Annotated in this window: 13 protein-coding genes and 1 pseudogene; 8 read left to right on the top strand and 6 right to left on the bottom strand. The window is 71.3% G+C overall.

The window, feature by feature from the left end:
• Window positions 1-180 precede the first annotated feature (180 nt).
• From ACFWFZ_RS10745 to ACFWFZ_RS10755, 3 genes are all read left to right on the top strand, one after another.
• Window positions 181-909 carry a TetR/AcrR family transcriptional regulator gene (locus ACFWFZ_RS10745; protein ID WP_387119687.1) on the top strand — a complete coding sequence of 243 codons (729 nt, stop codon included), beginning with the start codon at window positions 181-183 and terminating at the stop codon, window positions 907-909.
• Window positions 910-971: 62 nt separating this feature from the next.
• Entirely contained in the window at window positions 972-2,510 is a 1,539-nt protein-coding gene (locus tag ACFWFZ_RS10750) for an MFS transporter (RefSeq protein ID WP_387119690.1), read from the top strand.
• Window positions 2,511-2,621: 111 nt separating this feature from the next.
• Complete coding sequence (locus ACFWFZ_RS10755) at window positions 2,622-3,440, top strand: dioxygenase (RefSeq protein ID WP_387119693.1); 819 nt, start codon at window positions 2,622-2,624, stop codon at window positions 3,438-3,440.
• On the opposite strand, the gene ACFWFZ_RS10760 is transcribed toward ACFWFZ_RS10755, so the two are convergent.
• Window positions 3,437-3,619, bottom strand: a complete 183-nt coding sequence (locus ACFWFZ_RS10760; protein ID WP_387119696.1) for a hypothetical protein — start codon at window positions 3,617-3,619, stop codon at window positions 3,437-3,439. The two genes, ACFWFZ_RS10755 and ACFWFZ_RS10760, sit on opposite strands and share 4 nt — an antisense overlap.
• Window positions 3,620-3,622: 3 nt before the next feature.
• Window positions 3,623-4,048, bottom strand: a pseudogene (locus tag ACFWFZ_RS10765) (Uma2 family endonuclease); the annotation flags it as partial.
• A gap of 676 nt (window positions 4,049-4,724) precedes the next feature.
• Between ACFWFZ_RS10765 and ACFWFZ_RS10770 the strand changes: the two are divergent.
• Window positions 4,725-5,702, top strand: a complete 978-nt coding sequence (locus ACFWFZ_RS10770) for an RNA polymerase sigma factor RpoD/SigA (protein WP_387119699.1) — start codon at window positions 4,725-4,727, stop codon at window positions 5,700-5,702.
• A gap of 139 nt (window positions 5,703-5,841) precedes the next feature.
• Here ACFWFZ_RS10770 and ACFWFZ_RS10775 read toward each other — a convergent pair whose 3' ends face one another.
• Window positions 5,842-6,810 (bottom strand): helix-turn-helix transcriptional regulator, encoded by a 969-nt coding sequence (locus ACFWFZ_RS10775; RefSeq protein ID WP_387119702.1) that lies wholly within the window; start codon window positions 6,808-6,810, stop codon window positions 5,842-5,844.
• Between the two features lie 63 nt (window positions 6,811-6,873).
• On the opposite strand from ACFWFZ_RS10775, the gene ACFWFZ_RS10780 reads away from it, so the two are divergent.
• Entirely contained in the window at window positions 6,874-8,439 is a 1,566-nt protein-coding gene (locus ACFWFZ_RS10780; protein WP_387119705.1) for an MFS transporter, read from the top strand.
• Between the two features lie 65 nt (window positions 8,440-8,504).
• Here the strand turns inward: ACFWFZ_RS10780 and ACFWFZ_RS10785 are convergent, their stop codons facing one another.
• Complete coding sequence (locus tag ACFWFZ_RS10785) at window positions 8,505-9,275, bottom strand: DUF6227 family protein (RefSeq protein ID WP_387119709.1); 771 nt, start codon at window positions 9,273-9,275, stop codon at window positions 8,505-8,507.
• Between the two features lie 192 nt (window positions 9,276-9,467).
• Between ACFWFZ_RS10785 and ACFWFZ_RS10790 the strand changes: the two genes are divergently transcribed.
• Window positions 9,468-10,109, top strand: coding sequence for a vitamin K epoxide reductase family protein (locus ACFWFZ_RS10790; RefSeq protein ID WP_387119712.1), 642 nt, complete (start codon window positions 9,468-9,470; stop codon window positions 10,107-10,109).
• Window positions 10,110-10,225: 116 nt separating this feature from the next.
• Here ACFWFZ_RS10790 and ACFWFZ_RS10795 read toward each other — a convergent pair whose 3' ends face one another.
• A complete protein-coding gene (locus tag ACFWFZ_RS10795) occupies window positions 10,226-10,636 on the bottom strand; it encodes a rodlin (RefSeq protein WP_030845158.1) in 411 nt (136 codons plus the stop codon).
• A 275-nt stretch (window positions 10,637-10,911) separates the two neighbouring features.
• On the opposite strand from ACFWFZ_RS10795, the gene ACFWFZ_RS10800 reads away from it, so the two are divergent.
• Both ACFWFZ_RS10800 and ACFWFZ_RS10805 read left to right on the top strand, forming a co-directional pair.
• Window positions 10,912-11,376, top strand: coding sequence for a hypothetical protein (locus ACFWFZ_RS10800; RefSeq protein WP_387119716.1), 465 nt, complete (start codon window positions 10,912-10,914; stop codon window positions 11,374-11,376).
• 146 nt (window positions 11,377-11,522) lie between these two features.
• A complete protein-coding gene (locus tag ACFWFZ_RS10805; protein WP_030649260.1) occupies window positions 11,523-11,762 on the top strand; it encodes a chaplin in 240 nt (79 codons plus the stop codon).
• A gap of 95 nt (window positions 11,763-11,857) precedes the next feature.
• Here the strand turns inward: ACFWFZ_RS10805 and ACFWFZ_RS10810 are convergent, their stop codons facing one another.
• Entirely contained in the window at window positions 11,858-12,205 is a 348-nt protein-coding gene (locus tag ACFWFZ_RS10810) for a hypothetical protein (protein ID WP_387119720.1), read from the bottom strand.
• Window positions 12,206-12,372: the final 167 nt, after the last annotated feature.

Raw genomic sequence — 12,372 nt, forward strand, 5'->3', positions numbered from 1 at the left:
AGAGGCCAAACGGTGACGGGCGACCCTCGCCGGCGTGACCCGGCTCACACGGAGGAGTGAAATAACCGGGGATCCGTTCCCCGTTTGTACGTGAGTCCCGCCAAGCGGGGAACGGCTCCCCGTTTGGCGAGCCGGCCCGTACGTCCGATCCGCTCGTCACCGCCCCAGGGAGGCCCCGCGATGCAGCGCCCCACCACGACCGCCCTGGCGGCCCCGCCCGCCCCGGAGGCGGCGGTGGACCCGGCGGCCCCGCGGCCTGGCCGCTCCCGCGCATCCTGCGCCGACGCCGCACCGCGGCCGCGCGCCGACGCCGTCCGCAACCGTGAGCGGATCCTGGCGGCGGCCCGCGAGGCCTTCGTCGAATTCGGATCGGCGGCCCCCCTCGACGAGGTGGCCCGCCGGGCGGGCATCGGCAACGCCACCCTCTACCGGCACTTCGCCGACCGCGACACCCTCGTCCACCACGTCGTGCTCTTCACCACCGAGCGGGTCACGGCCTCGGCCGAGGCCTCCCTCGCCGAGGAGCCCGACGCCTTCGCCGCGCTGTGCCGCTTCACGCACACCGCCGCCGACGAGCGGATCGGCGCCCTGTGCCCGATGCTCGCCGACGGCTTCGACCGCGACCACCCCGAACTCCTCGCGGCGCGCACCGCCTTGGCGGCGGCCGTGGAGACGCTGCTGGCCGCCGGCCAGGAGGCCGGACTGGTCCGCGCGGACATCGGCGCCGGCGACCTGATGGTCGCCCTGTCCCAGCTCAGCCGCCCCCTCCCGGGCACCGCCTGCCTCGACACCGACACCTTCGCCCACCGCCATCTCCAGCTCTTCCTGGACGGGCTGCGGGCCCCGGCCCGCTCCGAACTCCCCGGTTCGGCGGCCACGTTGGAAGACCTGACGCTGAAAACCATGTGACACCGCCACAGCCAACGAACTAGCCTTTTCCGGTCATTCCGCACAGTGAAGTGGGTATCCCCATGCCGAAAACAGCCGCGACACCCGTGTCGGCTGCCGATCCCAGCCGCTGGAAGGCGCTCGTCTTCATAGCCCTGGCCCAGCTGATGGTCGTCCTCGACGCGACCATCGTGAACATCGCCCTCCCTTCCGCCCAGACCGACCTCGGCATCTCCGACGGCAACCGCCAGTGGGTCATCACCGCGTACGCGCTGGCCTTCGGCGGACTGCTCCTCTTCGGCGGCCGCATCGCCGACAAGTGGGGCCGCAAGAACGCCTTCGTCGTCGGTCTCGTCGGCTTCGCCCTGGCCTCCGCGCTCGGCGGCGCCGCGAACGGCGAGGCCATGATGCTCGGCGCCCGCGCCCTGCAGGGTGCCTTCGGCGCGCTGCTCGCACCGGCGGCCCTCTCCCTGCTCGCGGTGATGTTCACCGACGCCAAGGAGCGGGCCAAGGCATTCGGCATCTACGGCGCCATCGCGGGCGGCGGCGGCGCCGTCGGCCTGATCCTCGGCGGCGTCCTCACCGAGTACCTCAACTGGCGCTGGACCTTCTTCGTCAACATCCCGTTCGCGATCGTCGCGGCCGTGGGCGCCTGGATGGTCATCCGCGAGCCCGCCGGCTCCCGCAACCGCGCCCCGCTGGACATCCCCGGCGTGGTCCTGTCCACCACCGGTCTCGTGGCCCTGGTGTACGGCTTCACCCGCGCCGAGTCGGCCGGCTGGTCGAACCCGGTCACCGTGGCCATGTTCGCCGCTTCGGCGGTCCTGCTGGCGGCCTTCGTCCTCGTCGAGTCCAAGGTGAAGTCCCCGCTGCTGCCGCTGCGCGTCCTGCTGGAGCGCAACCGCGGGGGTGTCTACCTCTCCCTCGGCCTGGCCGTCATCGCGATGTTCGGCCTGTTCCTCTTCCTCACCTACTACCTCCAGGTCGTGAAGGGCTTCTCGCCCGTCAAGACCGGCTTCGCCTTCCTGCCGATGATCGCGGGCATGATCCTGGGCTCCACCCAGATCGGCGCCCGCCTGATGACCCGCGTCGCCCCGCGCCTGCTGATGGGCCCGGGCTTCCTGGTCGCCGCCGCCGGCATGCTGCTGCTGACCCAGCTGGAGGTCGGCTCCTCGTACCCGGCGCTGATCCTGCCGGCGCAGCTGCTCCTCGGCCTCGGCATGGGAACGGCCTTCATGCCGGCCATGTCCCTGTCCACGCACGGGGTGAACCCGGCCGACGCCGGTGTCGCCTCCGCCATGGTCAACACCTCCCAGCAGGTCGGCGGCGCCATCGGCACCGCGCTGCTGAACACCATCGCCGCCTCGGCGACCACGGCGTACCTGGCCGACCACGCCGCCGAGGCCGCGGCGGGCGGCCCGGCGGCGCAGCTGATCCAGGCGCAGGCCATGGTCGAGGGCTACTCCTCCGCCATCTGGTGGGCGGTCGGCATCCTGGCCGCCAGTGCGGCCATCGCCCTGACGCTGATCAACACCGGCCGGCCGGGTGCGGGTGACCCGGTGGCCTCCGGGTCCGGCTCCGCCGAGGACGCCGAGTTCAAGGTCCCGGTGATCGCCCACTGACCCCGGCCGCAGGCCCGCGGGAATGACTGCACACCCCACTTGGTTCAAATTTGAACCAAGTGGGGTTAGTCTTGTGGAGGCAGCCCTGCACGACGACGGAGGAGCGCCCCCATGACCCCGACCCCCGCAGCCCAGGCCTCCACGGCCACCGGCGAGACGCGCATGCCGGCGCTGTACCTCAGCCACGGGGCGCCGCCGCTCGCGGACGACCCCCTCTGGCCGGGCGAGCTGGCCGCCTGGTCGGCGGACCTGCCCCGGCCCACGGCGATCCTCATGGTCTCCGCCCACTGGGAGGAGGCCCCGCTGGCCCTCGGCGCCACCGAACCCGTCCCGCTCGTCCACGACTTCTGGGGCTTCCCCGAGCACTACTACCGGGTCCGCTACGACGCCCCCGGCGCCCCGGAGCTCGCCGCCTCGGTCCGGGCGCTGCTCCGGGCACCCGGCACCCCCGTCCAGGACATCCCGGACCGCGGCCTGGACCACGGCGCCTACGTCCCGCTCGTGGAGATGTTCCCCGACGCCGACATACCGGTCCTGCAGATATCCATGCCGACGCTGGACCCGCGCCGCCTGATGGACATCGGCCGCACGCTCGCACCCCTGCGCGACGAGGGTGTCCTCATCGTCGGCAGCGGCTTCTTCACCCACAACCTGGCCGCACTGCGCCACACGGGCCCGGGCGTCCCCGCCTGGTCCGCGGAGTTCGACGCGTGGGGCCATGAGGCGCTGGCCGCCGGTGACCTGGACTCCCTGCTCGACTTCCAGGCCAAGTCCCCCGCCGGCCGCCTGGCCCATCCCCGTACGGAACACTTCGCCCCGCTCTTCGTCACCCTCGGCGCGGCCGATGCCGCCGGCGACCTCACGACCCGCCGCACCCCGGTGGAAGGCTTCTGGATGGGCCTCTCCAAGCGCAGTCTCCAGTACGGCTAGCGCGCCCGCCCCGGCCCGGTGACGTCCTCCCCGATGGCGAACCCCTTGGCGGGCCCGTCGGAGAGGGTCACGCCCGCCGTGTACGCGGCCCGTACCTCGTCGGCGTAGACGGCCGCTTCCGGGTCGGGAGAGGTCAGTACGGTGATGGTGCCGCCCTCGTCGAAGTCGTCGATGAGCACGTAGACGGGAATGCCGGCCCGGGCGTATTCGCGCCGCTTGCGGGTGCGGTCGCGGGTGATGCCGTCGCTGCCGGCGGAGACGACCTCGACGACCAGCCGGACGGCGGACGCGGCGATGCCCAGCCCGTCCTCGGTGATGTGCTCCTCGGCGTCCTCCCGCGCGATGAAGAGGTCAGGGATCCAGACCTTGCGGTGGTGGATGACGTTGGTGTCCTGCCAGGCGGCGAACTCGCTCTGGGCGAGGTGGAGGACGAGCCGGTCCCGCAGGCGATTGACGATCCGGCTGTGCGTAGCGTCCCGTGGGTGACGCCTCGATGAACCCCTCGACGATCTCGGCGTGGTGGCCCTCGGGGAGTTCGATGGCCTTCCATGCCTGCCACGGGGCGTCGTCGAGGTCCGACGGGGGAGTCGTGACCTTCGACATCGCAGCCTCCTGCGTCTCGTGGGCGAGAGCGGTCATGGTTCAGCACCTCCTCATCGGTGTGGGCGTCGCCGACCGGGCGGCACAAGCGACGCCCCGACGCCACGGAGGCCGCGTCCCAGCCGAAGGAATATGCCCGGGCCCCACCCGAACGGGTGCTCGCCGACCGGTCGGCGCCGCTTCTCGGCCCCACGCGCGCGCGGTGGAGGTAGAGATGCCTGCCTCCACCGCCGTGACATGGTCACTATCAGGCGGAAAGGCCTGGTTGGGGCGTATCCAGCCACTCGATCGCCAGTCCAGGCAACCAGAAGCCGGTGAAGGCCGTCTTCAGGGGCGGAGTGCAGCCGAGGGCGGCGCTGCTCCGGAGTGAACACGGTGTGCCGAGCGTGACGCCCGTCTCACGGACTGGTGACCCCACGGGTTCGTGTGCGACGTCGGATCGGCCTCGTTCCGGGCCTGACCTGCACATCTTCGAGGTTCCGCGCCATCCGGCCCCCTCTCGTGGCGGGGCAGGATACTGCAAGATCTCGAAGAAGAGGGACCAGCGTGGGAATTCTGTCCCGTTTCCAGTCGTTGTTTCCTTCGGAAGCGGGCACTCGGGAGAGTGTCCGAGGGCGCACCACCGCACCGCCGGTGGCCGTCCGGCAGCCGCACCGCGACCGAACACATCGCAAGGGAGCACGCATGGCAACCCGCGCCGTCGCCCGCCGTCAGTCCACGAGCAGCGCACGCGCTGTGGGCGGGGAGATCGCAGACCGCGACCTGGTCGGCATGTACCTGGACGAGATCGCGCGCACCCCGCTCCTCGACGCCGCCAGGGAAGTGGAGCTCTCCCAGATCATCGAGGCCGGTGTCTACGCCCAGCAGATCCTCGACGGCGCGATAGAGTGCGACGGGGACACGCCCACCCGCGAGGAACTCCAGGCGCTGGCCGCCGAGGGGGAGCGGGCCAAGGAAGTCTTCATCCGCTCCAACCTCCGCCTCGTCGTCGCCGTCGCCCGGCGCTATCCGCGCAGCGGCCTGCCCCTCCTCGACCTGATCCAGGAGGGCAACGCCGGCCTGGTCCGCGCCGTGGAGAAGTTCGACTACACCAAGGGCTTCAAGTTCTCCACGTACGCCACGTGGTGGATCCGCCAGGCGATCACCCGCTCCATCGCCGACCAGTCCCGCACCATCCGCCTCCCCGTCCACCTGGTCGAGGAGCTCGGCCGGATCCGCCGGGTCCAGCGCGAGTTCAACCGCGAGAACGGCCGCGACCCGGAGCACGCCGAGATCGCCGCCGAGCTGGACTCCACGGAGAAGCGCGTCGGCGACGTACTGGACTGGGCGCGTGACCCGGTCAGCCTGAACATGTCGGTGGACGACGAGGGCGACACGCAGTTCGGCGACCTCCTGGAGGACACCTCGGCGATCTCCCCCGAGCAGTCCGTGCTCTCGCTGCTGCGCAGCGAGGAGCTGGAGGACCTGCTCGGCAAGCTCGACCAGCGCACCGCGTCCATCATCAAGATGCGGTACGGGATCGACGACGGCCGCGAGCGGACCCTGACGGAGGTCGGCAAGCAGCACGGCCTGACCCGTGAGCGGATCCGCCAGATCGAGAAGCACGCCCTGCTGGAGCTGAAGCGGATGGCGCGCGACACCGGCTTCGACGCGGTCGCCTAGCCGCCCGCCGTCGACCCCCGAAACGAGCCCCGGTGCCTATCCCCCCCAGGCGCCGGGGCTCCCCGCTGCCCGGGGCGGGGCGAGGGGCGCCCGTCCCGGGCAGCGGGGAACCGGCCGGGAGCGCGCCGCGTGCGACCCGCTACCGGTCGGCCGCCCGGAAGGAACCGGCTCCGCTCAGCCGCGCGCCCAGCACGCGAGCCGCCTCCGCCAGGGAACCGGGCTCCCGCACCGTGAAGGCCAGGCCCGTCAGGGCCAGCCGGGCCGCCAGCCACTCCAGCGCGTCCCTGCTGTCGAAACGGACCACGGTCGGCGTCCCCCCGCCCGGCACGGCGGCCGCCCGCAACCACTCCGGAAGCTCCGCCGCCACCGCCTCGAAGGCCACCTCCACCGCGTACGCCTGCGCGCCGTGCGAGCCGAGCCCGCGCCGCACGAACTCCTGCGCGTCCATGGGCAGCTCCCGGGGCGTGAACCGGGCCCCCGTCGCGAAGGCCTCGGCCACCCGGTCCACCCGGAAGGTCCGCCAGTCCTCCCGCTCCATGTCGTAGGCGACCAGGTACCACCGGCTGCCCGTGCTGACGAGCCGGTACGGCTCCACCAGCCGCCGCGACTCGGCCCCGTCGCGCGCCCGGTAGGCGAACCGCAGCCGCTCCGGCCCGGCCACCGCCGACGCCATGGTCGTCAGCGTCCGCGGGTCCACGCTGGCCCCGTCCCCCCGCGTCAGCGCGATCGTGGCCGACTGCAGGGCGCCCACCCGGTACCGCAGCCGCGACGGAAGGACCTGCTCCAGCTTCGCCAGTGCGCGTACGGAGGCCTCCTCGACCCCCTCGATCGCGTGCCCGGCGCCCGCCCGCAGCCCGACCGCGATGGCGACGGCTTCCTCGTCGTCGAGCAGCAGGGGCGGCATCGCCGCTCCCGCCACCAGGCGGTAGCCGCCCTCGGCGCCGAGCGTGGCCTCGACCGGGTAGCCGAGCTCCCGCAGCCGCTCGATGTCGCGCCGGATGGTCCGCGAACTCACCCGCAGCCGCTCCGCGAGCTCCCTCCCGGGCCATTCGCGCGGGGTCTGCAGGAGGGACAGCAGGGACAGCAGCCGTGCCGGTGTGTCGGTCATGGGATCCAGGTTGCCAGCGAAATAGGACACTAACTGACCTACATCCCGTCTAGGTTTCTCCTCATGACCACCGAGACGTCCAAGACATCGCCCGAAAGAGAGAACGGGCCCGCACAAGAAGAGCGGACCGACGCAGCCCACGACGCACCCGACTCACCCCCCGACCGCCGCCGCTGGCTGGCGCTCGCCATCGTGATGACCGCGGCCTTCATGGACCTGGTCGACGTCACCATCGTCAACATCGCGATACCCACCCTGCGCCAGAACTTCGGCGCCTCCACCAGCGCGATCCAGTGGATCACGGCCGGCTACGCGCTCGCCTTCGCCGCGGGTCTCATCACCGGCGGCCGTCTCGGTGACATCTACGGGCGCAAGCGCCTCTTCCTCATCGGCATATCCGGCTTCACCGCCGCCTCGCTGCTGTGCGGGATCGCGGCCGACCCGGCCATGCTCGTCGCCTCCCGCATCCTCCAGGGCGGCATGGCCGCCATGATGGTGCCGCAGGTGCTGGCGATCATCCACGTCACCTTCCCTCCGCAGGAACGCGGCAAGGTCTTCGGGATGTTCGGCGCGATCGTGGGCCTCGGCGCCGTCTCCGGCCCCATGCTCGGCGCGCTGCTCACCGAGTGGAACCTCTTCGGTCTCGAATGGCGCCCGATCTTCCTGATCAACCTGCCCGTCGGCATCGCGGGCGTGATCCTGGGCCGCAAGTTCATCAGCGAGTCCAAGGCGCCCCAGGCCCTGCGGCTGGACCTGGTCGGCGTCGTCCTCGCGACCCTCGCCCTCGTCATGCTGATCTTCCCGCTCACCCAGGGCCGTGAGAACGGCTGGCCGGCGTGGGGCTTCGTCTGCATGATCGCGTCGCCGTTCGTCTTCGCCGCGTTCCTCGTGTACGAGAAGCACAAGATCAAGAAGGACGGCTCGCCGCTCGTCGAGCTCTCCCTCTTCAAGGTCAAGAGCTTCGCTGGCGGCATCGCGGTCCAGCTGACCTTCGGCATCGCGACCGGCATCTTCTTCCTGGTCTGGACGCTCTACATGCAGATGGGCCTCGGCTGGAGCGCCCTGCGCGCGGGCACCACCGGCATCCCCTTCTCCATCGCCGTCTCGGTGGCCGCGGGCCTCTCCGTCGAGAAGCTCGTCCCGCGCTTCGGCCGCAAGGTGCTCCAGGCGGGCGCCCTGGTCATGGCCGCCGGCCTGATCCTCTACATCTGGGAGTCCGAGCACTACGGCATGGAGATAGCCTCCTGGCAGATGGCCGCCCCGCTGATCCTCATGGGCGTCGGCATGGGCCTGATCGTCGCCCCGCTCAACGACACCACGCTGTCCGAGGTGCCGCGCCGCGACGCGGGCTCGGCCTCCGGGCTGATCAACACCACCGGCCAGATGGGCAACGCGCTGGGCCTCGCCCTGACCTCCGTCGTCTTCTTCGGGCTGATCGAGGACGACATGGTCTTCGGCCCGCCCTACGTCGAGGCCTTCCGCGGCGCGCTCTGGTGGGTCGTGGGCGTACTGGTCGTGATCTCCACGGTGATGTTCATGCTGCCGCGCAAGGCGATCCCGATGGAGGAGCGCGAAGGCGCCGCCGAGCACACGGGCAGCACACCGCAGAAGGTGCCCGCCGCCCTCTGACGCGGCTTCTTCCGCGGACATGCCCGCCCGTCACGAGCGGGCATGTCCGTTCCGGGCGGGGCGGGTCAGCCGACGCGGGCGCGCAGCTCCATCGCCCCGCGCGCGGCGGCCTCGCTCTCGTACACCTCGCACATGTGCCGACCGTCGGGAGTCGCCGTGTGCTCGACCTCCCACAGGCTCAGCTCGCTTCCGTCCAGCAGCACGAAGGCGTGCTCGTACAGGTTGAAGCCCGCGCCCCGCCCGTCCGGCAGGAGCTGCCGCGTGCCGAACGCCTGCGTGATGTGGTGCGCGTACGCCGCCCGCAGCAGCGCCGCCACCGCCTCGCCGGGCCGGTCCCGGTTCTCCGCGCGGCGCAGCACCCGCCGGGCGTGGTCGGCGGACCCCTCCACCGCGTACTCCCGGTGCCGGGCCGACGGTCCCCGTGAGGCGAACAGTGCGCCGAACACCCCCGGGTCGTCGTCGCGCTCCTCCTCACCCGGGAGAGGCAGCGGATCGGGGACCGCCCCGGCGGCGGAGGCGCCGAACAGCCGGGCCACCGCCAGGCACATATCGGCCTTGTCCGCGAAGACCTCGTGCCGCACGGCCCGGTCGCCCTCCAGCCGGTACGACAGCTCCCACAGCGAGACCGAGCCGCCGTCGGCCAGCAGGCAGGTGTGCCGGCGCGTCTCCCGCCAGACGCCCGCCGCCGGGTCGTGGTGGGTGGTGCAGAGCGAAGAGCTGTGGGCGAGCGCCGTGCCGAGGCGCTCGACCAGCCGGTCGGGCAGGTCGAAGGAGTTGAGGGCGCGGCCGAGGAGTCGGTCGAGGTGCGCCTCGGTTGTCTCGTACGGATCGCTCAAGGTGGGTCTCCAGGCCGTCGCAGCTTGTCACTTCGCGGAAGCTCAACGTAACCCCTGGCTCTGACATCACGTCCGGGGTTCGGTAAAACGTCCGGGAAGCATCGGGGGTTCCCGCCACACCTTCAGGTCAACTTGCGTACAGATGGGCATGGTTGGACCCGCTCTGGGTGGAGGCGGGGGAGTATGGGCCACATGGCAACGAATACAGTGGACGCCCCGGCCCGGCAGGGCCTGCCCCGCAGTGGACACGAGGACCAACGGGACGCCGCCCCGCGGGGCTTGGCGTGGCTGCTGGCCGTCACCGGCGCGGCCGGGGTACTGGCCTCCTGGGTGATCACCCTCGACAAGTTCCTCCTGCTGGAGGACCCGGACTTCAAGCCCGCCTGCAGTCTCAACCCGGTGGTCTCCTGCGGCAGCGTGATGCAGAGCGAGCAGGCGCAGGCCTTCGGCTTCCCCAACCCCATGCTGGGACTGGTCGCCTACGCCGTCGTCGTCTGCGTCGGCGCGGGCCTGCTGGCGGGCGCCCGCTACCGCGGCTGGTTCTGGCTCGGACTGAACGCCGGCACGGTCTTCGGCGTCGGCTTCTGCAGCTGGCTCATGGTCCAGTCGCTCTACGAGATCAACGCGCTCTGCCTGTGGTGCTGCCTGGCCTGGGTCGCGACCCTGCTGATGTTCTGGGCCGTCACCGCGCACAACGTCCGTACGGGCGTCCTCCCCGCCCCCGGCCCGCTGCGGGTCTTCTTCGCCGAGTTCGGCTGGGCCCCGCCCGCCCTGCACATCGGGGTGATCGGGATGCTGATCCTCACCCGGTGGTGGGACTTCTGGACCGGCTGACCGCCGCGTGCGCGGCACGTGCGAGGGCCCCGGCAGCTGGACGCTGCCGGGGCCCTGTCACATCACCGCGCGGGCTCGTCGGCCCGGACCCCCGCGCGGGGCGGGGGGAGCGGAAATCAGCTGCCGACGGAGGCGTTGCCGGACAGGACCGGGATGTTGTCCAGGATGTGGGAGAGCGGCTCGTCGCCCTTGGCCTGGGTGGAGTTCTCGGTGCACTGCTGGTTCTGCGGGTTGGACAGGACGTTGATGTCCTGGACGCCGATGTTGAGCGCGGCGACCAGCGACTGGGCGTTGATCTTCGCCGGCAGGCCGATGCAGGGCTTGTTCAGGGAGCCCTGGACCAGGCTGAGCTGCGGGCTCTGGTCGCCGTGGGTCTTCTGGTTGCCGTAGATCTGCTGGGCACCATTGCCGTTGACGGTGTTGACCCCGTTGTCGTTGCCGATGGCCATGGCCGGGGCCGCGGCAGCAGCGCCCGCGCCGACGGCAACGGCGGAAACCGCGGCGGCGGTCATGAACTTCTTGAACATCTTGATCCTTTTGTCGCACGAGTGCCCGCTGATGGAGCGCCCTGATCAACCGTCCGGTCAGGGGGATGGTTCCGCTGCTTCACTCAAACGGCCCGCGCGTCACGAAGTTTTCCCCACCCCGGGTGAGCCGCCTGCGGACACATGCGCGAAGCCCGTACGCGGCCCCAGCCGCCCCGGCTCCTGTTGCGCTCCGTGAGGGGTGTTCCCACGGTGGGTGAAGAGCGGTCCCGACGGTCCGCTCGCATGTCCCCGTGTCCCCCCGTGAAGGAACCCCCATGCACCGCACGAAGCCGTCCCGCGCCCGCCTCCTCGTCCCCTCGGCGCTCGCCGTCGTCATACTGACCGGCGCGGCGGCCCCCGCGAGCGCCGTCGACTCGGGCTCCGGTGCGGTGTCCACCAAGGCGGCCCCGGCCGGCCCGATCGACGACCTCGTCAACGGCCTCCTGGAGCAGATCCAGGCGCTGCTCCCGGCGGGCGTCACCCTGCCGGACATCAAGATCCCGGAAATCCAGCTGCCCGAGATCAAGCTCCCCGAAATCAAGCTCCCGGAGATCAACCTGCCGAGCCTTCCCGGGGTGCAACTCCCCGAGATCCCGGGGGTCGAGGTCCCGCAGCTGCCGCCGCTCACCCCGCCCGCGCTGCCCGATCCGGCGGCTCCCGTGGACCTCGTGCCGGAGGTGCCCGACGCGGAGGTCCCCGACGTCGAACTCCCGGGCCTCCAGCTCCCCGCCCTTCCGTAAAGGTCCCCGGAACGGCAACACGGCGACAGCGATTGAGCCGAACAGGTCTGATCGTGCGCAGAACCGTGTCGTCTGGGAGTGTGGAACGTTTCGCTCGGTGTGAGCCCCGGAGCGGGGCGGAACGTCGAACAGAAGGTGCACTTCCCATGAACTCTGCCAAGAAGGCCGCCCTGGTCCTGGCCACCGCTGGTCTCGCCGCGGCCGGTGCCGCCGGCTCCGCCGTCGCCGACTCGTCGGCCGAGGGCGCGGCCGTGGGTTCCCCCGGCGTCCTCTCCGGCAACCTGGTGCAGGTCCCGGTCCACGTCCCGGTCAACGTCTGCGGCAACACCGTGAACGTGATCGCGCTGCTGAACCCGGCGTTCGGCAACACCTGCGTCAACAACTGAGGTCGGTTGCACAACTGACCGTGGGCGCCCCGGCCTTGCCGGTGGCGCCCACAGTCTTGTCGGCAGGTGCCGGACGGAACCTAGTGCCGCGCGGTTCAGCCCTTGCCGCCGTTGAGCTGTACGCCGCCCAGCATCGGGGACGCCTGGGTGGCGCCGTTCGCGAGGCCGAGGACGGTGCCGGGCACGTCGTTGCGGGCCTGGTTGACCTTCTGGGCCGTGCCCACGACCTTGTTGACGGTGTCCCCCTGCTCGGCCAGCCCGTTGCCCACCGTCTGCGGAAGGTTCTCGGTGACGGGGGCGACGGCGTCGAGGGTCTGCGTCACCCCGCCGGTCAGGCTCATGGGGGGCATCGCGGCGGCCGGCTCGGCGGCGAACGCGGTACCGGAGGCGCCGAGGGCGGCGACGGAGCCGACGACGACAGCGGCGACCTTCGTGAGCTTCATTATCGAAATCCTCTTCTTTCGTGGACAGAGGCATCAGCGGCGACCGGCGCGCCGCTATCGCCATGCGTAACGATTCCCGGGCGCCGTGGAAACGGAACGCGGGTACATGACAGCGGCCGGAGAATCCGACGAGGGATTCTCCGGCCGATATTTCTTGCGATTACCGG

This window comes from Streptomyces sp. NPDC060232, from assembly GCF_042726555.1.
In the GTDB taxonomy this organism is placed as follows: Bacteria; Actinomycetota; Actinomycetes; order Streptomycetales; family Streptomycetaceae; genus Streptomyces.

Bases quoted from the DNA above. Each gene is read 5' to 3' on its own strand.
- ACFWFZ_RS10795 (WP_030845158.1), bottom strand. From the start codon at position 10,636: ATGTTCAAGAAGTTCATGACCGCCGCCGCGGTTTCCGCCGTTGCCGTC.
- ACFWFZ_RS10775 (WP_387119702.1), bottom strand. From the start codon at position 6,810: ATGACCGACACACCGGCACGGCTGCTGTCCCTGCTGTCCCTCCTGCAG.
- ACFWFZ_RS10790 (WP_387119712.1), top strand. From the start codon at position 9,468: ATGGCAACGAATACAGTGGACGCCCCGGCCCGGCAGGGCCTGCCCCGC.
- ACFWFZ_RS10745 (WP_387119687.1), top strand. From the start codon at position 181: ATGCAGCGCCCCACCACGACCGCCCTGGCGGCCCCGCCCGCCCCGGAG.
- ACFWFZ_RS10750 (WP_387119690.1), top strand. From the start codon at position 972: ATGCCGAAAACAGCCGCGACACCCGTGTCGGCTGCCGATCCCAGCCGC.
- ACFWFZ_RS10800 (WP_387119716.1), top strand. From the start codon at position 10,912: ATGCACCGCACGAAGCCGTCCCGCGCCCGCCTCCTCGTCCCCTCGGCG.
- ACFWFZ_RS10810 (WP_387119720.1), bottom strand. From the start codon at position 12,205: ATGAAGCTCACGAAGGTCGCCGCTGTCGTCGTCGGCTCCGTCGCCGCC.
- ACFWFZ_RS10755 (WP_387119693.1), top strand. From the start codon at position 2,622: ATGACCCCGACCCCCGCAGCCCAGGCCTCCACGGCCACCGGCGAGACG.
- ACFWFZ_RS10805 (WP_030649260.1), top strand. From the start codon at position 11,523: ATGAACTCTGCCAAGAAGGCCGCCCTGGTCCTGGCCACCGCTGGTCTC.
- ACFWFZ_RS10770 (WP_387119699.1), top strand. From the start codon at position 4,725: ATGGCAACCCGCGCCGTCGCCCGCCGTCAGTCCACGAGCAGCGCACGC.
- ACFWFZ_RS10780 (WP_387119705.1), top strand. From the start codon at position 6,874: ATGACCACCGAGACGTCCAAGACATCGCCCGAAAGAGAGAACGGGCCC.